This window comes from Streptomyces sp. NWU339 (assembly GCF_003143855.1).
GTDB lineage: Bacteria > Actinomycetota > Actinomycetes > Streptomycetales > Streptomycetaceae > Streptomyces.
Genome location: NZ_QFRK01000015.1, coordinates 161,779 through 179,279 on the forward strand (window position 1 = coordinate 161,779; position 17,501 = coordinate 179,279).

The window sequence follows — 17,501 nt, forward strand, 5'->3', positions numbered from 1 at the left end:
GGCGGGGAGGGGAGCACCGCCAGCTGGACGGCCTCGGCGACCTCGCGGGCGGTCTTCAGCTGCCGCCGCTCACGGGCCAGCAGCCGGTTGACCACCGCGGCCAGCAGGGTCAGCGTGACGAAGGTGGAGAACGGGACGATGTCATCGACGCTAAACGGCGTCCTGCCTCGCACCAGCGGCAGGAGCACCGCGGCGAGGAGCGCCGCCGCGCCGGTGGCGATCGTCCCGGCCAGGGAGAACCAGGGCGCGACCAGCACGGGGGTGGCCGCCAGCAGGATGAACAACCTCACGCCTCGCGGGAGGAGGAGGTTGAGGGCGAACACGCCGAGGATCAGCGCGGCGGGCAGCCATCGAGGCCACCGTCTCTGACGGGGCGGTGACGCGCGGGTGGGGCCCATGCTGCTGCGCTCCGGGGTGTTCCTGGATGGGATCGGGGTTTCAGTCTCTGCCGCGTTCCCGGCCGCGGCGACCGGAGCACCAGCTGCGAGGTGTCGGGTTCGTGTCAGTGGAGTGGCCGGCAGTCGCCGGCAGCTACTTCTCGCCGTCTTTTCGCTGGTCACGGTGGGGGCGAGTGACTGTCCGCTGCTGACATGGGAGTGACACGGGCACCAGGGCTCACTGTCACGACGCGGTATATCCCATGGTGGTTCACTGACACGAGGCCGAGATATCGCAGCGCAGCGGGGCGCAGCACGAGCCACCCCAGTGATGATCTACGTCGGTTTGTCGGTGTGGTTTCGGTGTTGGAGTGTCAGTGATCCGGGGTGGTGTTGGCTCTGGTCGGGAGGGTGACGGTCGGTGTCGTGCCGCTGACACCGGTGAACATCATCACTGTCAGCCAACGTGACAGCACCGAGCCCACCGTTCGGCCCGCCCTCGACGGGTCGAACGGTGGCTGCGCGGTGTGCGGGGGACGGCTCAGCAGCCGCCGCAGTTGTAGTACGTGACGTCCCAGTGATTGCTCTCTTCGGCGTAGATGTTGCCGGAACCGGAACGCCACTGCCGGGCGCCGTCTCCGCGTACCCCGATGTAGGCGAAGTTGTTCTTGATGTAGTTCCCGAGGCACGTGTACTTGCTGTAGTCGAGCTTGTAGCCGTTCCAGTGCGAGTACGTCCCGGAGGCATGGCCCGTCTCGGTGCCGCCGGTGACGTTCAGTGCGCAGCCGCTGGCCCGCTTGAGGGTCTGGGCGCCCTGGGCGGTGGCGAGGTTGAGCTGTTCGAACGACGTGCATGTCGAGACGTTGCGATTCGAGCAGTTGCCGGAGGACGACCAGGTGATGCCCACCTCACGGAACATCGAGGTCGCGGTGGCATGACTGATCTTCGTGGCGGCGGACGCCTCGCCCGCCGTGCCGATSACGGCGGCACCGGGGGCGATGACCAGGGCGAGAGCGATCAGGACCGAGCGGATCCTCGGGAACCTCAGAGCCTTCACGGCCTTCATGTGCGAACCTTCCTGCTGGGGGCCAGGTTTCCTTGGGGGGTGGCTGTGCAGGTGGTGCACGCAGATCATGGCGGATGTCTACGCGCGTCCGCCAGAGGGCGGACGGTATCCGTCCGCAGGCACGCGGGGAGGCGCAGTGTCATGTCGTGTGATGTGCGCTCGGCGTCGTCAGTTCCAGAGTTCGCTGCTGCTGTACGCGCGCCCATGTTGCGACCTCTCGGTTCGAGGCAACCTGACCGAACCGGCACACTGATGCCCATGACTTCGGGGCTGACCAAGGAACGGGAGGCCGGGGCGTTCGAAGGCGTCATGCCCTGGCTGCGGACGACGTACGACATCACCACGCTGGTGAGAGGCAAGCTCGATCGTGTGGGGCTCGGTTATTCGTCGCTGCTGGTCAAAGAGCCAGGACTCCGCACGTAGATCTGCGGCCGTGCTGGGGCGATCGTGCCGCTCCTCTACCAGGTGACCCGACGTCTGCTCTCCGATCCGGCAGTCTGTTGCGCCAGGACACGGCGAGGGCTGCCGAACTGCTCGTGCTGCGGCACGAGAATGCGGTGCTGCGACGCCAACTCCATGCACCCGTGCGGTACGAACCCGCGTACCGGCTGCGGCTCGTGGCCCTGTCTTCGCTGATCTCCCGCCGCCGCTGGACGCAGATCTTCCCCGTCACGCCGGGCACACTGCCGGCATGGCACCGTACGTTGGTCGCCCGTCGGTGGGACTACTCCCAGCGGCGCCACAGATCCGGACGGCCGCCCCGACCGCCGCCATCAAAAAGCTCGTGCCGCGCCTCGCGCAGGAGAACAGCCGATGGGGTCATGGCCGGATCCAGGGTGAGCCGGCCCGGCTCGGAGACCCGATCGCCGCCTCGACGTCTGGGAGATCCTCCACGCCACGGGCATCGATCCGGCCCCGTGCCGGGCCGGCCCGACCTGGCGCGGGTTCCTGTCCGGGCAGGCCACCGCCGTGATCGCCTGCGACCTCTTGAGCATCGACACCATCGGCCTGCAACGCCTGTACGCCCTGGTTTTCCTCGCACACGACACCCGCACGCTGCACGTTGCTGATGTCACCTGTCACCGCACACCCAACAGCCGCCGGGGCCGCCCCTGGCCATACTCGGCCCCGGCCGGATCGATCGGTTTTCAACGGCCTTCTGGCCAACGCGCGTAGATACGCGCATCATGGCAGTGCTGTGCGCAACAACCTTCGAGTGATTTGTCATGAGCGCGACATTTCTCAGTAGAGGGAGGCGGCACGATGGCTTGCGGATCGACCAGCCTGTGGGCCGGTGAAACGACCTGGTTCTGTTGCGGATCCTCATGGGGTCCGTGCGGCAGCGCAGGCGGCGGCGCCTGCGGCAACTGCCGGTCCAGTGCGAATCACGGCGCCTGGCCCAACGCGTCACAGGCGTGCTGGGACATCACCCGGCCCGACCTGTGCGGCGAGAACATTCCCAGACGCGGCTGCGGCTCCGTCATGAACGTCAGGCACCAGTGCTCCGGCGCCACGGTCTGCATCACGATCACCGACTGCGGACCGCGCACCAAGAGCTGGTGCGGCGAGGCCGCCTGCTGCAACGGTGCCTGCCGCACCAACCGGGTCCTGGACCTGACCCCGGCCGCCTTCTCGGCCATCGGCAGCCTCAGCTCCGGCAAGCTGCCGGTCTACATCTACGAGTGAGGAGGCGTTCACCGTGATGTACCGCCAGAACGACAACGGCGGCCTGGGCCGCCGGCGCTTCCTCACCACGGCCGCCCTCAGCGGCGCAACCATCGTCGGCGCGACCGCCCTCGGCGGGATCGACGCCGATGCGGCCTTCGCCTCCGAGCCGTCGCTCGACCCGGCGATTTCCGCATCGTCCTTCGTGGAAGGCCGGATCACCGGCATCACCGGCAGTGTGCTTCAGGTCGCGGGATCCTACGGTGACCGTTCCCGGGTCCAGATGACCAACGCCACCAGCGTGTGGAAGGTCCAGCCCACCACCGCCGCCGAGATCGAGGTCGGCGACGGGCTCTATGCGCGCGGTGTCCCGATGCCGGACGGTACCGTCGCCGCCGACGCGGTGTGGGTGAACATCGTGAACATCGACACCCAGATCCGCGGCATCGCGAAGAGCCGGCTGCACCTCTCCCACGGGCGGCACGAGTTCATCGGCCACGTCCTCCCGGACACGACGAACGCCTCCTACGCGGGCCGCGCGCTCACCTCGGACCTGTCCCGGCTGCGTATCGGACAGAGCGCCCAGGTACTCGGGGCCTGGCGGCCGTCCGACGACTCCGTGGACATCGTTCGTATCTCCGTCGGGCACTGACGTCCGGATCACAGGAGGGAGAAGGGTGGGACAAAGATGCTCTCACTGACAACGAGCCTCGTGCCTCTGGTCCTTGCGGGCCTACTGGGGTGGACCGGCTCGGTCAAGCTCTTCAGCCGCGACACCGCGCGCCAGGCACCCAAGACGGCGCTGGCCCGCATGTTGCGCAGCAGCGAGCGGGCGGCACTGGTGCTGCGTGCCGTCGGCGCCGGGGAACTCCTGCTCGCCATAGGACTGCTGGCCCTGCCGGCGAGCCCGGTGCCGGGCACGGCCACCGCCGCCCTCGGGGCCGGATTCCTCGGTTATCTCGGTTACGGCCGGGTGCTGGCACCGGAGTCCTCTTGCGGCTGTTCGGCGAATGAGGACACCCCGATCACCTGGCGCGCGTTCACACGTGCCGCGGTGGTGCTCGCGGGCGGCGCGACTGCGGCGGTGGCGAACGGCGCCTGGTGGTCCACGCTCGTCGAACAGCCCGGCGGCTCGCTCGTGTTTCTGGCCGTCGCCGTGGTCGTCCTGGTGGCACTTTCGGTCGATCTCGACCGGTGGTGGCTGCTTCCCCTGCGCCGTCTGAGGCTCCGTGTGTGGGGGCACCCGTTCTTCGGCAGTGAGCGGGGGGACCGCGTGCCGGTCGCCGCCAGCGTGGAACTGCTGGAGCGCTCCCTCGCCTGGCAGACCGCCTCCCCGGTGGTCCGGTCGGGTCTGCTGGACCACTGGGAGGAAGACGGCTGGCGCATCCTCCTGTACTCGGGTGTGTACGGGACGCGGGAGAACGCACGACCGGTGTCCGTGGTCTTCGCCCTGGACGCCACCGCCAGCCGCGACACCCCCGATGACCCCGCTGTCCGCGTCGGCTTCGTCGACGCGGACAGCGGGGAGCCGGTGGCGCAGAAGATGCTGAACGCGGTTTCTTCACGCCGGGCTCTGCCGACGGTCGGCTGAACAGCTGGACCACCGGCTCCGGCTCCAGCGGTTCGCCGGACCGGCATCCTGTGGCTCACCGCCCCTGCCCACGTCCTCGCAGGCGGTGGTGAGCCGTTCGCCGCCACGGGGCTGGACAGCGTTGTCACGTTGTTGGGTGCATGATTGTCTGACGGTGTGTCGGGGGTCTGTACAGCGAACGGTCCTGGCTCACATTCGGTGGTGACAGAACGTCATCGCTGATGTGCCTGGTCCGGGCGCTGAGGAGAGCAGCCACAGACGCGCCATCGAGCGGGACAGACACGGTGTCGACGGTGGCGTCACCCGTGCTGGTCTGCGAGTGTTACTGCCAGCCACGGCAACTACTTACCGTCACCACCGCATGTGAGACAGGGCCTAATTCATGACATTCCCTTCACGAGCCGCCCTTTACTGAGGTGTTGTCCGTTTCCCGGTGAGGTTGGGGCAGGGCTGCTGGTCGCGGGGGCTCGGTCGGTTACTGCTTCACACGGCTTCCTGCATCGTTGTCGCCGAGTGCGGGTCACTGCCTGTCGGCGTTCCTCCGCAGGGTGGACTTCCGGGCCGGCTGGCGGATGATGTCGTCGTCGCTCGGCTCCCGGGGCACGTAGAAGAAGCCGTCGACCGTGTCCGGGTCGTAGTGCACAACGGCGTTCTCCTCCTCGAGCATCAGGCGCCAGGCGTAAAGCCGTTTGGACCGATCCTCGTCGAGAGACATGCCGGCCCGGCGCCGTGCCTCGGCCCGGAGCATGGCGACCTGATACCGCTGGCGGTGCTCGAGATTCACGGCCCAGGGAATGAGATCGTCGTCCCGCGCGATGCGCCGGTCGAGCCCTCTGCGTCGGCGGAAGTTGCTCCACATCGATGACGCAGTTTCGATGTTGTACTTCCGCTTGTACTCATCGGTCATCTCCTTGTAGGTCCAGCCCTCCTCGAACCACCTGATGACCTCGCCCTCGTCCACGATCTTGCGCTTTCCCACGCGCTCCCCCTCGGATTCCGCTTCTTGTTCGCATGATCTTATGGGATGTACTTGCACTCGCCGGTTCGCGTGCTGTCAACCTTGCACAGCGACAGCGCGAAGGCGTCGCCTCGGGAGCAAAGGGGGAGTGGGATGAAGGTCGAGATCACCGCCTGCGACATCGACCGCCGGACTCCGGCGAAGTCGTACGAGATCACGGTGGACGGCGGGAGAACGGTCACGCTGGACCTGTGCCGAGCACATGCCGCGCCCCTCGAAGAACTCATCGCGATCGCTACGAAGGGGCAGGACGCGGCGAGCGCAGCAAGCGCGGGCGTCAGGCCCGGCGCTGAACAGGCAGGGGCCGTGACGCTGCCTGTCTTCCCGTCGGCGTCCGAGAAACCGGCCAGGAAGCCGAGCGCCCGGCGCCGGGCGCGGGTGACCACTCTCGAAGAGATCGAAGCGATGAAGAAGAGGACCTGAGAATGGTCTGCAGACCATGGGGTGATCCAGTTCCACATCCGTGTTTCTGCGACTTCGCCGCACCGGTTCGCTCTCCGCACGCGGCGCTGGCCAGGCACTGTCACGTTGGCGAGCTCCCGTAGGGTGATCTTCAGGTTGATCGCTCCGGGAAGGGGTTGCTCATGGGTGCCGCGTCGCCGTGGGGCACCGGGCGGCCAAGCGCCTGAAGCCACGAACGGCAGCCACTTGTCAGCCACACCCCCGCCTGGCGCCGGGCAACTACCCCGGCCCGGTCATGATCGCCCCACAGCGGCCCACACAGCCGATCAAGAACGGAGAGTCCCGCATGGGCATCGTGGACGACGGCCTGAACAAGGCAGTGCAGCAGGCATTCACCCGCCCCATCCCCAAGTCGGCCGGGGCGCAGATGCGTTACCTGGTCAAGCAGCTCAAAGGCACCCGCGCGGTGGCCGACGCCCTCGGCGTCTCGCAGCGCACCGTGGAGCGGTACGTGAAGGACCAGATTCGCCGGCCCCGTGCCGACCTCGCCCGGCGCCTGGCCGACGCCGTGCGCGAGCGCTGGCAGCCTCGCGTGCGCGCCCAGGCCCGCCGTCAGGCGGCCACCAGCACGGGCGTCGTCATCGACGTACGGGCCCGGTTCGGGTTCACCGCCGCGCCGGGCACCACCGATGACGCCCGCCTGCGGCACATCACCCTCGCCCTGCCGCCGCAGTACGCGGCCCGCCTCTTCGCCGCCCAGGACGCCGGGGCCAGCGAGCAGCAGCTGCGCGACCTCGCGGGCCAGGCGCTCGGCGAGGTGTATTTCCAGGACGGCGGGCGCCGCGCCCACGGCCTGGACGTGGAGTTCACCGACATCGAGCAAATGGAATTCGACCTGTAGGCGGCTGCTGTTCGCCCCCGTGACGGTAGTGAAACCGCTACCGTTTTCTCGACCTCCGGTGGTTCGCCGGATGGTGGGAGGACCCAGATGATCCGCGCCGGACGCCAGCAGTGGGTGCGCACCCTCGCCGACATTGCCGCGCAGCAGGGCATCGCCGTGCAGACCCTGATCAACTCGGGTCGCCTCAAGGCCGAAGGGTTCCCCGCCCCGCTGAACGCGGGCCGGACCCGGCTCTACGACGGCGAGCAGGTCGACGCCTACCTCGCCGGGCGTCCCGTCCCGGCGCTGCCGACGGCGGACGATGACGATGACCTGCTGGACCGCCAGGAGGCTGCAGCGCTGCGCGGGATGGACCCGCAGGCCTGGGACCGCCGGAAGAAGGACCCGGCCGTGCGCGAGCACCTGGTGCTCGTGGGCGGAGTCGAGCACTGGCCCCGCCACATCGTGCGCGACCACACCCCCACGCCCCGCCGCCGCACCGGCACCGGTGGCGGGGGACGGCCCGCGGGCGTCGGGGACCAGGTCCCCCGTGACCAGCTCCCGGCGCGCGTCGCGCAGCTCCTGGACGACGACCCCACCGTCACCGCGGCCGGTGTCACCGACCGGTTCGGCGTGCATCGCAACACCGCCCAGGCCGCGTTGACAGCCCTGCGCGCGGAGCGGATGGCCGACGTGATGGAGCAACGCGGGGTGACCGCCGCGCAGGCCGCCGCCGAGCTCGGCTACCCGGCCGGCCTGACCCGCCGCGCGGGCATCCGGGCTGCGGCCGTCCTGCGCGGCCGCCAGGCACGCCCCTACCTCGCCGCCGTCGCCCGCGCCCTGCACGCCCGCGGCTGGACCACCGCCGACACCTCGCCGGCCGTCCAGCACCCCGAGAACGACGAATGCGTCGCCGCGCTCGTCTTGGACAGCCGAATTATCCCTGATCTTGAAGAATCTTCCTCCTCTTTTTCAGAAACCGAATTTGACCGCTCTCATCCAATCGAGGCGTTTACTCAGCGAACCCAGTCGTTTCGCCTTCTGTCTCAGTGAACCTGGTCGTGCGGGTTATCGCGCTGGAGGTGCTGGGGTGGCTGTACCGACTGGGATGGAGCTTGTCAGCTCCGGTATGCCTCTGCTTCAAGCTGGGTTGGCCCGCTGCCGGCGCGGGTCAGCAAGGTGCTGGTCGATTGTCGCCCTCCCCGTCGCCTGCTGTGTCCGCGACGCGGGTCTGGGCCAGGGTGCGGATGCGAGGTATCGGTGAGGGCAGTAGCCAGAGCAGTGACAGGGCTCCGCCGGCAGCGGCGATGAGGAGTGTCGTCCTGAGGCCGAGGTGGGTCGCGAGCAGGCCGCCGACGATGGCACCGACGGGGCGAATGCCGTAGTTGAGGGTGCTGTACGCGCCGGCCACGCGACTGCGCATGCCATCGGGGATCACCGCGGCCTGGAGCGAATTGAGGTTGACGTCGAACAGCATGACGCCGAAGCCGGAGAGGAACTTGGCCGAGGCCAAGGCTCCGGCACGGAGCCAGAGTGGGCCGTTTGCCGCGGCGGCGATGGCGATCGGCGCCGGGAACAGCACCGCGCCCACGACGATGCTGCGCCCCACGCCGATCCGTCGCGAGATCTTCGGGGCGAACACCGCGCCAAGCAGGGCACCGCTCGCGCCGATCCCGAATGCGATGCCGATCACTCCGGCGGACAGCCCGAGGCTCCGGCTGGCGAACAACACGATCAGCCCGCTGCCCGCGACAAAGGTGAAGAAGTTGACGGTCGCCGCGCAGCCGAGACCGGCCCGCAGCACTGGGTGACGGATGACGAACGACAGGCCTTCCCTGGCACGCCGCAACAGTGAGGGTGCCGCTGCGCTGCCGGAGGCTGCCGGGGGCTCGTCGACGGAAACCCTGCTGATCAGGACGGCTGACGCCAGGAAGGTCAGGGCGTCCACAACGAGGGTGACGGGTGCGGTCAACGCCTGGACCAGGGCGCCGCCGATGGCCGGGCCGGCGACATACGATACGGACCGGCTGGCGCTGAGTTTGCTGTTCGCGTCGACGTAGGATGCGCGCGGCACGAGGCGCACGAAGAACGGCGGATAGGCGGTGTTGAACAGGACCCCGGCGGCGCCCGTCAGTAACGCCACGGCATACAACTGTCCCAGCGTCACCGCCCCTAACAGGTAGGCCACCGGGATGCTGAGCAGCACTGCGGCGCGCACCAGGTCGGCGAGGATCATCAGACGGCGTTTGTGGGCCCGGTGGTCGACCCACGCCCCCAGGAAAATTGCGAGCAGGTTCGGGATCCAGATCAGTGCGGTCAGCCACGCCACCTGGTTGGCCGAAGCGTTCAGGGCGCTGATGGCGATCAGGGGCAGGGCCAGTTCGGTGATCCGGTCGCCGAACTGGGAGATCGACTGACCGGCCCAGAAGCGGCGGAACCGTAGGTCCCGCCACAGTGATATTGCAGCGGTCCGGTCCGGGCTGTTCACGGTGTCTGCCCGGTCTGCTCCTCGGCACCTTCCGGCAGGACGTAGCGCATCAGCCGGACGCAACGGCCGTCGGCAGGCCGCTCGGCCGGGTCACGAGTGACGTACGGCGCGAGAAGGCGCTCGATCCCGTCCTCGATAGCGGCGAGTTCCTCAGCGGAAACGACGACGCGGGTGTTGGCCAGCCCGGCCAGCCTGCGCCACTCCGGCTCGAGTTCGGGCTCGATCTCGGCAGCCCACCGGCTCGGAACCTCTGCATAATGCAGGAACATCTGCTGCGACAGCACCCGCGCGGCTGACTGACCATCCTCATCCGCCGGGTCCTGCGGCGACTCAAACCGGAATCCGCGCGCCACCGCCTCCCACCGCCGCTGGCGGCGGTCCGGTCCGGGCTCGCTGTCGCGGACCAGTCCGAAGCCTGCCAGGTGGCGCAGATGCCAGCTGGTCACCGTCGGAGTCGCTCCCACGTCAGGCGCGAGTTGCGTCGCAGTCGCCGGCCCGTATCGCTGTAGCCGGGCAAGGATCGCCAACCGCACCGGATGCGCCAACGCCCGCATCGCTTGCGGGTCAGTGATCTCAATATCGCCCAGGCGATTATTGGAGTCCATGATGTGAGAGTCTCCTCTCATGATTTGTGAGAGTCAACGCTCACATTGGCCAACGTCGGGCAGCCGCCGGGGGCACGTTCATGGAAGGCAGACGCAGTTAGGCGCCTGCGGCGGCCTGCTGCCGGGCCCGGTGCGGGCGAGTCGGCAGGGATCCTGCCGACCTCGATGTCAACCAGCGGACTGCGCCCGGCCCTTGACCAGATCGCCTGAGACCGAAGCCGGTTCGACTGGAACGGGGCATTCAGGCCCGCAGGGCGGGCTTGGTCTCCCACCGACGCTGTCTCACTCAATCCAGTCCACGCAGGTCAACGCAATCCAGTCGACTAACTTCGATGAGACCGGACATTTGCGGTACGGGCTGTCCCTCCGGGAGGAATCTAGTCGCGCTCCGGCTGCGGAGACGACAGGATGCGGCCATGGTTGATGATCTCTTGCTCGTTCGCGCCCGGGAGCTGTGGGTGGAGCTGGCGGACACACCGGTCGAGTTCTGCCCCTCAGGAGGGGCGAGGGTTGTGGTCGCGCCCAGGTCGCGGTTGTCTCCGCCGTCGTGGACCGGGATCGTACGGATCGGTGACGCTGCCATCGTCACTGCGCCGAGCGTGCGGGCTGCCGAGATGGTGGACGACGCCGCGCGGAAGATGACCCACACAGAGCTCGTCGACATCGCTCGTCTGCGTGCGGTGCTGCCTGTTCTTGATGTCCTCGGGCCGGCTTCGCTCTTCTATCTCGGCCGGGACGGCTTTCTTCCTGCGCATGAAGGTACCGGAGTCGAGCAGTTGCCGATCGGTGACGGCGGCTTGGCCGCGCTGCTAAGCGGATGACCTGAAGTTCTGCGCGTAATTCCTCGGCAGCCAGGGCGAGGACCAGGGTGCGGCGGTGGTCAGCATCTGGGTGGGTGAGCGTTGGCGGAAGAAGGCGTGGACCTGGCGCAGGCGGCCCGGCCAGGTGACGGCGGTGTTGGCGAGGTGGGCCTTCAGCGCGGCCCAGATGCGCTCGACCGGATTGTCGTGCGAGCTGTAGCGGGCGCCGAACAGCAGGCGCAGGCGGGGGTGGCCGGCCAGGTAGGCGGTCACCGCCTTCGCGTGGTGGATGGAGTCGTTGTCGCAGAGCACCGCGACGACCGGGGCGGTGGGGTGGGCGGCCAGCAGCATCTGAAGGAAGACGACGAAGGCGGCGGCACTGCGGCGGCCCAGGGTGTAGTGCCACGTTCCGGTGGCCATCTCCAGGGCACCGAACAGGGTCACCTGCCGGTTCTTGCCCGGGGTGGCCACCTGCTGCCGCGTCCCGCGCGGGATCCAGCTCGCCCGGATGTGCGGCAGCAGGTGCAGGTGGGTCTCGTCCTAGGCCAGGACCACCGACCCGCCGGGCAGGGCCCGCAGTTGCCGACGCAGGGCAGCCAGGGTGCGCCGCCGGTTCGGGTCGCCCTTGGCCTTCAGGCGGGGCCGCCGCCAGGCCGCCTGCTCGCACGTGCGCCGGTAGACGGTGCGCGGGCTGATCTTCGGCCGGCCCAGGCGGCGCCAGATCCGGCGGGCGGTCCACGGCCCGGGGCGGGTCAGCAGGCGGCGGATGCGCTCGCCCAGGTGCGGCCCGCCGGTGCGGGGCCGCCCGGAGCGGGGGCGGTCGGCCAGGCCCGCCGGGCCGTCGGCGTGGTAGCGGTGGATCCACCGGCGCACGGTGGCTGGGTGGTAGCCGAGCAGCTCACCGATCTCTCCTGCGGTCAGCCCGGCCGCGGACAGCAGCACCATCACGACGCGGGCGGCCTCCCGCCAGCGGTGATGCAGCAGGTGGTACAGGTGCTGGTAGGCCGGACCAGGACAGTTGGCGAACACGCATGCCGGGCGCATACTGGCATCGACCTCGCCGGTTTTGTCGTAGTTTGCTCAACCTCGATACAACACCCGGCGAGGTCTTCATGTCACCGAGGCCATCGCGCCAGGCCGACGCCGCCGCCCCGGATTCCGCACAGAACTTCAGGCCACCCGCTTAGCCCTGGCAGGGGAGGAGGAGGCCACCGAGAGCGGTCTGGGGGACATCTCTTCTCCCGCGTTCTGTCTTCGCCGGGACGATGAGGTAGTAGCCGCGGCCGGGTACCGGTCCTGGCCGCGGTCGGTGGCCCACCTGAGTGTGCTGGTTGCCCCGCACTGTCGGGGCCGGCACCTGGCCCGGGCCGTGGCATCCGCAGCAGTGGCCCATGCCCTCGATGCCAGGTTGCTGCCGCAGTGGAGAGCACGGCCCTATCCATCACAGCGTGTGGCTGTAGCTCTGGGGTTCCAGGAACTGGGTGCCCAGCTCAGCATTCGGCTTGGCGCCGTCCCCGTCGACCAGGTCCGGTAAGGGCGGAGCCTCTTCCGCGAAAACCATGGCGGTTGAGAACAGCGAGCCCGAGATTCTCAAACGGCATGGCGACAGCGCAGGTCAGCATCGCGGCTCCCGCCAATTGCGCTGCGACAGGACAGATCAAGAGTCGATGTGATCACCAGACCGGTGTTCTGGCCGTGCCGGTGGCAGCGGGCCCGGCGACGGCGTACCTACGGCTCTCTATACCGGTGGTTCGGTCAGGGCGTTGCTGACCAGGCGGCACAGAGTGTCGGCAGTTACGGCAGCGGCGCCGAAGGTCTCGGTCCATCCTCCGGTTGGCATCTGCTCGGCGGTCAGGTATGGGCCGTGGCCCTGAGCGCGCAACCGCTTCAGGACGATCTGCTCGATGCGGTAGGCAGCCGCGCCTGTGTCGAACGGCCAGGTGCGCACCACAGCCCACCCCGAGCCCTAAAGACGTGCGATGCGGTCCTCGCGGGTTTCGCGCCCGGTGATGCCGATTTTCACCGCACCGAAGGCCACGTGCGTCATGACATACAGCCACGCCGGTGCGGCCGGGTTGAGCCCGTACTTTGCGCAGCGCGGGCAGCACCGCCCGCGGGTTCGTACGTTGTTCAACTTGGGGGAGACGATGGTCCCGCAACCGTTGCATAGCGACGTCCACGGTGTACTGACGTTCCGATACGGCTCCAGCGGAGTGAAGCCGGCCGCCTTCATGTCGGCCACGGCCTGTCTCCGATCGCCAGGCCCACGGTGGATACAGAACCGGCATTGCCCGCCGCAGCGCATCGTGTTGTCGTAGCGAGGAGCTACCAGGTGGCCAGCAGCGGTGCACTTCGACAGTCACGGCTTCCCAGTACCTGGGAACCGTACGAGGGTGACGAAGCCATGGTCGAGCATTGCCGCCGCGGCCGCTGCTGGGGCGACGGGCGCGTTGGGCGGACAGTACTTGCAGGCGCCTTGCCCGTTCATCACGTTGTTCCGGTTCGGGTAGATGGTCTTTCCGCAGCCCTCGTTCAGACACCGGCACTTCCACGGTTTACGCGCGCCGCCAGGGTAGGGCTCAAGGGGCTCCGCATTGCCGAGCCGTCTCATGTCGGCTACCGCCACGTCATTGGCCACCACGGCCACGGCCTTCTCCTCCAGTACGGATACGGGAAGCGGCAGTGTCTCGTGGGCCACTGACAACACGTCATCCGTCGATGAGTCGACTGAGACCCACCAGTACGGGAAGGAATCACCGCATGTCCGTCCCCACCGCCCCGCACCGCGAGTACGGTGGCGATACGACCCGCCAGGAGGTGCCGATGAGCGCGCAGCCCGAGGAAGCCCCCGCCCCGCCGGCCCCGGCCGCCGCTGCCCAGCTGCTCGCTCAGCTGCGCGCCGACCGCCGCGCCGACATGTGGGTGCCGGCCTTCGAGCGGGACTGGGCCAAGGCCCTGGAGGACTCCCGCCACACCTACAGCCTCACGCCCCTGCACGACGTCGTGCGCACCTGGCAGCTGCGCGTCGCCGCGGCCCCGGCCGTCGACGCGTACATGGACTCCGGCCGTGACGAGTCCGGCTTCGTGGACCTGGACGACGCCCTCGGGGCCCGCTGGTGACCGGTGAGCCGTGGGCGGTGCGCCTGTCCCAGCAGGCCGCGAAGACGCTCACTGAGATCCCCGCACCCGCCAAGGAGATGGTCCGCGACGTCCTCGACATCGCGGTGCGCTCCCCGTGGGGCTGGCCCCAGTGGAATGCCGGCGACCCGGAAGGCGAAGACGTCCGCGCCGCCTCCATCGGGCAGCTGTCCGTCGTCTACGTGATCAACCGCCTCACCCGGCGCCTGTCCGTCCTGGACATCGTCTGGCTCGGCTGACGCCCGTACGCGGAGTGCGACAGCCGCAGGTCCGTGGCGTGCAGACCCGTTTATGTCATGATCTGTGTCACGTATTCGCCGTAGGGGCAGGCGCTCCCAGCCTGGGCGTGGCCGACCTCTGTGGGCGTGCCAGCCACGATTTCCGCTGATCACCAAGCGCGCCTGAGCGGTAGCTTAGTGGTCGGCTCCGGAAGTTCTTCGGGGGTTGACGCGACGGTTGGTAGCGCGGCCCGAGGAGCTCAGGTGTGCAGACCGCTGCAGGGATGCGATCACTACGGTCTCAGCGGGGTAGCCCCAGCTCACCCGCACGCAGCCCGGCCTGGAAGCGGGAGTTGGCCTCTAGCTTGACCATCAGTTCGGCCACGCGCCGCCGGTAGGTGCGTAGCGAAAGGCCGAGCTGTTTGGCCGCCGATTCGTCGGTGAGTCCCGAACCGAGGGATTTGAGGATCACGCGGCCGTCAGCATCGAGATGGGGGATGTTACTGCGCAGATAGGTGCCGGGATCGACGGCGGTGTCCCAGATCGCCTGGAACAGCGAGTGGACGCCGTCGACCAGGATCTGCGACGTCGTCACGGTGTATTCGCGGCCGGTAGGGGTCTCTGCGCCGGCGAGGATCATCACGCGTCGGTCGATGATGACGGTCTCGTGCGGCAGCAGCGAGCCGCTGATCCGGACGAGAGCCCCCTGGTTCTGCACCAGCCGCAGATGCACGCGGGCCTCCTCGTCGGCGAGCGCGACCGGGCTGAGCAGCTTGCGGGGGGCAAAGTCCGGGAAGCGGGCAGCGCGCATCCGGTTGCGGATCGCGGCCCTGGCCTGTGGCTGCGAGAAGGTCTTGAGGTCTCGGGCGGCGCACAGGAACTCGGTCTGCGCGGACTCGAAGAGATGGCCGGCACGCACGATCAACTCTGTGTCCCCTCGGACGGAGAACACCTGCTCGTTCCGCATACCTCAAGTCTGGCAGCAAGCTGCCACAAGCTCGCGGGGCGTCGTGGCGGATGGACACCATGAGCCTTATGGCGATCAAGACGTTCTCCCTCGGCGGAGACCTGACCATCAACCGGCTCGGCTTCGGCGCGATGCGCCTGGCGGCAGGCAGCTTTGACGGCCCGCCGCGAGACCCTGACAACGGCATCGCGGTGCTCCGGCGCGCCGTGGAGCTGGGCGTGAACCACATCGACACGGCCAGCTTCTACCGCCGGGGTGCGGTGCGGGTCAACGAGCTGATCCGGAGGGCGCTGTCCCCGTACCGTGACGATCTGGTGATCGCGACGAAGGTCGGGCCGCTGCCCACGCCAGACGGTGTGCCGAGGGGGCAGGCGACGCCTGATCAGCTGCGCGGCCTGGTCGAGGCGGATTTGCGCTCTCTTGGGCTGGACCGGCTCGACCTGGTCTATCTGCGGGTGGGCGGGATGACCGGGCCGGGTGGCGAGTCGATCGTCGAACGGTTCGCGGTGCTGGCTGAGCTCCGCGCGGCGGGGCTGATCCGGCACCTGGGCGTCAGTAACGTCGACGCCCTCCAGTTCGCCGAGGCCCGGGAGATCGCGCCCGTCGCGGCGGTGCAGAACCGGTACACCAGTGACATGGGGCTGCTGGCAGCATGCGAGGAAGCGGGTATTGCGTACGCGCCGTACTTCCCGCTCGGCGGTGGCATCAGTCCGCTGGACGCCGCACGGCTCGGCAAGGTCGCAGCTCGCCTGGGCACGACCGCCACGCAGGTGCACCTTGCCTCGCTGCTGGCGACATCGCCGTCACTGCTGGCGATTCCGGGCACCGGTTCACTCGATCACCTGGAGGAGAACCTCGCGGCGAACGATCTCAGTCTCAGTGACGAGGACCTGTCTGACCTGCGAGGCTAACGGGGTAGTTCCGGACGGAAGTCGGCTTGCCTACCATGCCCGTTGCCGCCGCCCGCCCGATATCCCCGACCGTCACCGAGCCGCACCGGTTGAAGAAGGCAGCCTGGGGCCACAAGACCGAGCACCGGCTTCGGGGGCGCGCAGATCGTGCTGCACGCGGCCCGCGGGCTGCCGAACGCGCGGATCACCGAGCGGGCCGGCGTCCACATAGACACCGTGCGCACTGAGGCTCATCCCCGGGAGTGGACACCGGGTTTCATGCGACGAGCGACAGAGTACGCGATGTGATCATTCGTTGTTCGAACTCGATCGGTGTGAGGTAGCCGAGTGCGGAGTGACGGCGGCGCCGGTTGTAGTACGCCATCCAGCGGAACAGTCCCAGCCGGGCCTGAGCCTTCGAGGTCCAGCGCCGTCCGTGCAGCAGTTCTCGTTTGAGGCCCTGGAAGAACGACTCGGCAAGGGCGTTGTCGTAGCTCGAGCCGACACGCCCCATGCTGCGGCGGATGCCGTGCCGTCGACAGGCGTGGGCGAAGGCGGCGGCTGTGTACTGGGCTCCCCTGTCGGTGTGGAAGACCGTGCCGCGCACGTCGCCGCCGCGGGCGGCCACGGCCATCTCGATCGCGTCTGTGACGAGCGCGGTGCGCATGTGGTCGGCGATCGACCAGCCCACCACACGGCGCGAGCAGATGTCGATCACCGTGGCGAGATACAGCCATGAGGATCCGACGGGTATGTAGGTGATGTCGCCGCACCACTTGGTGTTCAACTCCTGCGCGGTGAAGTCGCGCATCACCAGGTCCGGGGCGGGTGGGGCCGTCTTGTCCGTGATCGTGGTGCGCTTCCTGCGCCGCAGGTGCCGGCCGATGATGTGGTTGGTCCGCATCAGCCGGGTCACGCGCTTGCGGTTGATTCTCCGTCCGCGCGAGCGGAGTTCGGCATGGATGCGTGGGGCACCGTAGGCTCCGTGGTGCTCGGTGTGGATGGCGCGGATCTCGGCGACCGTCGCCGCCTCCTCGGCCTGGCGCTCGGCACGGGCCTGGGCGGTGGCTTGGTGCCGGTAGTAGCCGGAGCGGGACAGGCCCAGCACCCGGCACAGCCGCTGCACGCCGAAGACGGCGCGGTGCTCGGAGATGAAGTCCCAGCGGCGGCTCACTTCGTTGAGTCGGCACGGGGCGCGGTTCCGGCGTTGCCACCGGCCCGTTTCCCCGTGCCGCTCGCCGAACCCGGCGTACCCGTCTCCGAGTACCGGGCTCTCCACGGATGCTGTCGTCAGCAGGCGTCCGGGACCCAGGGGTTGGGAATCTTGTTGCCGCGGTAGCGATACCGGGTGACCGGGATCGTCTGGATGTTCCGCAGCTCGACACCGTTTGCCGAG

General features: G+C 68.6%; 19 protein-coding genes and 3 pseudogenes. 12 read left to right on the forward strand and 10 right to left on the reverse strand.

What is annotated here, in order from left to right; translation table 11 throughout:
• Positions 1-918: 918 nt before the first annotated feature.
• On the reverse strand, positions 919-1,443 hold the full coding sequence (locus tag DIZ27_RS20030; protein WP_109379798.1) for a hypothetical protein: 525 nt from the start codon (positions 1,441-1,443) through the stop codon (positions 919-921).
• Between the two features lie 258 nt (positions 1,444-1,701).
• Here DIZ27_RS20030 and DIZ27_RS45790 point away from each other — a divergent pair, with 258 nt between their 5' ends.
• From DIZ27_RS45790 to DIZ27_RS20050, 4 genes are all read left to right on the forward strand, one after another.
• Positions 1,702-1,866: a hypothetical protein gene (locus tag DIZ27_RS45790; protein WP_181383608.1), complete on the forward strand. Its 165-nt coding sequence runs from the start codon at positions 1,702-1,704 to the stop codon at positions 1,864-1,866.
• A 1,059-nt stretch (positions 1,867-2,925) separates the two neighbouring features.
• Positions 2,926-3,129: an RlpA-like double-psi beta-barrel domain-containing protein gene (locus tag DIZ27_RS48785; RefSeq protein WP_375231986.1), complete on the forward strand. Its 204-nt coding sequence runs from the start codon at positions 2,926-2,928 to the stop codon at positions 3,127-3,129.
• Between the two features lie 16 nt (positions 3,130-3,145).
• Positions 3,146-3,760, forward strand: coding sequence for a cell wall protein (locus DIZ27_RS20045; RefSeq protein ID WP_109379800.1), 615 nt, complete (start codon positions 3,146-3,148; stop codon positions 3,758-3,760).
• Between the two features lie 36 nt (positions 3,761-3,796).
• Positions 3,797-4,699 (forward strand): MauE/DoxX family redox-associated membrane protein, encoded by a 903-nt coding sequence (locus DIZ27_RS20050; RefSeq protein WP_109379801.1) that lies wholly within the window; start codon positions 3,797-3,799, stop codon positions 4,697-4,699.
• 520 nt (positions 4,700-5,219) lie between these two features.
• Here the strand turns inward: DIZ27_RS20050 and DIZ27_RS20055 are convergent.
• Positions 5,220-5,678 carry a hypothetical protein gene (locus DIZ27_RS20055; RefSeq protein WP_109379802.1) on the reverse strand — a complete coding sequence of 153 codons (459 nt, stop codon included), beginning with the start codon at positions 5,676-5,678 and terminating at the stop codon, positions 5,220-5,222.
• A 132-nt stretch (positions 5,679-5,810) separates the two neighbouring features.
• On the opposite strand from DIZ27_RS20055, the gene DIZ27_RS20060 reads away from it, so the two are divergent.
• The 3 genes from DIZ27_RS20060 (at position 5,811) to DIZ27_RS20070 (ending at position 8,052) form a co-directional block, all read left to right on the forward strand.
• The gene (locus tag DIZ27_RS20060) at positions 5,811-6,140 is read left to right on the forward strand and encodes a hypothetical protein (RefSeq protein ID WP_146228967.1); all 330 of its coding nucleotides are present in this window, start codon (positions 5,811-5,813) and stop codon (positions 6,138-6,140) included.
• Positions 6,141-6,465: 325 nt separating this feature from the next.
• On the forward strand, positions 6,466-7,020 hold the full coding sequence (locus DIZ27_RS20065) for a helix-turn-helix transcriptional regulator (protein ID WP_109379804.1): 555 nt from the start codon (positions 6,466-6,468) through the stop codon (positions 7,018-7,020).
• Positions 7,021-7,107: 87 nt separating this feature from the next.
• Entirely contained in the window at positions 7,108-8,052 is a 945-nt protein-coding gene (locus tag DIZ27_RS20070; protein WP_109379805.1) for a hypothetical protein, read from the forward strand.
• A 118-nt stretch (positions 8,053-8,170) separates the two neighbouring features.
• On the opposite strand, the gene DIZ27_RS20075 is transcribed toward DIZ27_RS20070, so the two are convergent.
• Entirely contained in the window at positions 8,171-9,487 is a 1,317-nt protein-coding gene (locus DIZ27_RS20075; protein WP_109379806.1) for an MFS transporter, read from the reverse strand.
• On the reverse strand, positions 9,484-10,092 hold the full coding sequence (locus DIZ27_RS20080; protein WP_109379807.1) for a helix-turn-helix transcriptional regulator: 609 nt from the start codon (positions 10,090-10,092) through the stop codon (positions 9,484-9,486). Before DIZ27_RS20080 ends, DIZ27_RS20075 begins: the two co-directional genes overlap by 4 nt.
• A gap of 416 nt (positions 10,093-10,508) precedes the next feature.
• Here DIZ27_RS20080 and DIZ27_RS20085 point away from each other — a divergent pair, with 416 nt between their 5' ends.
• Positions 10,509-10,913, forward strand: a complete 405-nt coding sequence (locus DIZ27_RS20085; protein ID WP_109379808.1) for a hypothetical protein — start codon at positions 10,509-10,511, stop codon at positions 10,911-10,913.
• Here DIZ27_RS20085 and DIZ27_RS48455 read toward each other — a convergent pair.
• Positions 10,902-11,936, reverse strand: a pseudogene (locus tag DIZ27_RS48455) (IS630 family transposase). The gene DIZ27_RS20085 and the pseudogene DIZ27_RS48455 sit on opposite strands and share 12 nt — an antisense overlap.
• A gap of 187 nt (positions 11,937-12,123) precedes the next feature.
• Here DIZ27_RS48455 and DIZ27_RS48460 point away from each other — a divergent pair.
• Positions 12,124-12,309 (forward strand): annotated as a pseudogene (locus tag DIZ27_RS48460) (GNAT family N-acetyltransferase); the annotation flags it as partial.
• A 321-nt stretch (positions 12,310-12,630) separates the two neighbouring features.
• Here the strand turns inward: DIZ27_RS48460 and DIZ27_RS20105 are convergent.
• From DIZ27_RS20105 to DIZ27_RS45195, 3 genes are all read right to left on the reverse strand, one after another.
• Positions 12,631-12,840: a hypothetical protein gene (locus DIZ27_RS20105; RefSeq protein ID WP_146228969.1), complete on the reverse strand. Its 210-nt coding sequence runs from the start codon at positions 12,838-12,840 to the stop codon at positions 12,631-12,633.
• An 18-nt stretch (positions 12,841-12,858) separates the two neighbouring features.
• Positions 12,859-13,134 (reverse strand): hypothetical protein, encoded by a 276-nt coding sequence (locus tag DIZ27_RS20110; protein WP_109379812.1) that lies wholly within the window; start codon positions 13,132-13,134, stop codon positions 12,859-12,861.
• Between the two features lie 117 nt (positions 13,135-13,251).
• A complete protein-coding gene (locus DIZ27_RS45195; RefSeq protein ID WP_146228970.1) occupies positions 13,252-13,539 on the reverse strand; it encodes a hypothetical protein in 288 nt (95 codons plus the stop codon).
• Between the two features lie 113 nt (positions 13,540-13,652).
• Between DIZ27_RS45195 and DIZ27_RS20115 the strand changes: the two genes are divergently transcribed.
• Both DIZ27_RS20115 and DIZ27_RS20120 read left to right on the forward strand, forming a co-directional pair.
• On the forward strand, positions 13,653-14,012 hold the full coding sequence (locus tag DIZ27_RS20115) for a DUF6247 family protein (protein ID WP_258308470.1): 360 nt from the start codon (positions 13,653-13,655) through the stop codon (positions 14,010-14,012).
• Positions 14,009-14,269, forward strand: a complete 261-nt coding sequence (locus DIZ27_RS20120) for a hypothetical protein (protein ID WP_109379813.1) — start codon at positions 14,009-14,011, stop codon at positions 14,267-14,269. The genes DIZ27_RS20115 and DIZ27_RS20120 overlap by 4 nt, the downstream gene beginning before the upstream one ends.
• Before the next feature lie 280 nt (positions 14,270-14,549).
• Here DIZ27_RS20120 and DIZ27_RS20125 read toward each other — a convergent pair whose 3' ends face one another.
• A complete protein-coding gene (locus DIZ27_RS20125; protein WP_109379814.1) occupies positions 14,550-15,215 on the reverse strand; it encodes a response regulator transcription factor in 666 nt (221 codons plus the stop codon).
• 68 nt (positions 15,216-15,283) lie between these two features.
• Here DIZ27_RS20125 and DIZ27_RS20130 point away from each other — a divergent pair, with 68 nt between their 5' ends.
• Positions 15,284-16,126, forward strand: coding sequence for an oxidoreductase (locus DIZ27_RS20130; protein ID WP_109379815.1), 843 nt, complete (start codon positions 15,284-15,286; stop codon positions 16,124-16,126).
• Between the two features lie 256 nt (positions 16,127-16,382).
• Here DIZ27_RS20130 and DIZ27_RS20135 read toward each other — a convergent pair.
• A pseudogene (locus DIZ27_RS20135) lies at positions 16,383-17,276 on the reverse strand (IS3 family transposase); the annotation flags it as partial.
• Positions 17,277-17,501: the final 225 nt, after the last annotated feature.

What these genes read in the sequence shown, in the direction of transcription:
- DIZ27_RS20115 (WP_258308470.1), top strand. Translation starts at nt 13,653, where the DNA reads ATGTCCGTCCCCACCGCCCCGCACCGCGAGTACGGTGGCGATACGACC.
- DIZ27_RS45790 (WP_181383608.1), top strand. Translation starts at nt 1,702, where the DNA reads ATGACTTCGGGGCTGACCAAGGAACGGGAGGCCGGGGCGTTCGAAGGC.
- DIZ27_RS20060 (WP_146228967.1), top strand. Translation starts at nt 5,811, where the DNA reads ATGAAGGTCGAGATCACCGCCTGCGACATCGACCGCCGGACTCCGGCG.
- DIZ27_RS20130 (WP_109379815.1), top strand. Translation starts at nt 15,284, where the DNA reads ATGGCGATCAAGACGTTCTCCCTCGGCGGAGACCTGACCATCAACCGG.
- DIZ27_RS20070 (WP_109379805.1), top strand. Translation starts at nt 7,108, where the DNA reads ATGATCCGCGCCGGACGCCAGCAGTGGGTGCGCACCCTCGCCGACATT.
- DIZ27_RS20045 (WP_109379800.1), top strand. Translation starts at nt 3,146, where the DNA reads ATGTACCGCCAGAACGACAACGGCGGCCTGGGCCGCCGGCGCTTCCTC.
- DIZ27_RS20050 (WP_109379801.1), top strand. Translation starts at nt 3,797, where the DNA reads ATGCTCTCACTGACAACGAGCCTCGTGCCTCTGGTCCTTGCGGGCCTA.
- DIZ27_RS20085 (WP_109379808.1), top strand. Translation starts at nt 10,509, where the DNA reads ATGGTTGATGATCTCTTGCTCGTTCGCGCCCGGGAGCTGTGGGTGGAG.
- DIZ27_RS20125 (WP_109379814.1), bottom strand. Translation starts at nt 15,215, where the DNA reads ATGCGGAACGAGCAGGTGTTCTCCGTCCGAGGGGACACAGAGTTGATC.
- DIZ27_RS20065 (WP_109379804.1), top strand. Translation starts at nt 6,466, where the DNA reads ATGGGCATCGTGGACGACGGCCTGAACAAGGCAGTGCAGCAGGCATTC.
- DIZ27_RS48785 (WP_375231986.1), top strand. Translation starts at nt 2,926, where the DNA reads ATGAACGTCAGGCACCAGTGCTCCGGCGCCACGGTCTGCATCACGATC.
- DIZ27_RS20080 (WP_109379807.1), bottom strand. Translation starts at nt 10,092, where the DNA reads ATGGACTCCAATAATCGCCTGGGCGATATTGAGATCACTGACCCGCAA.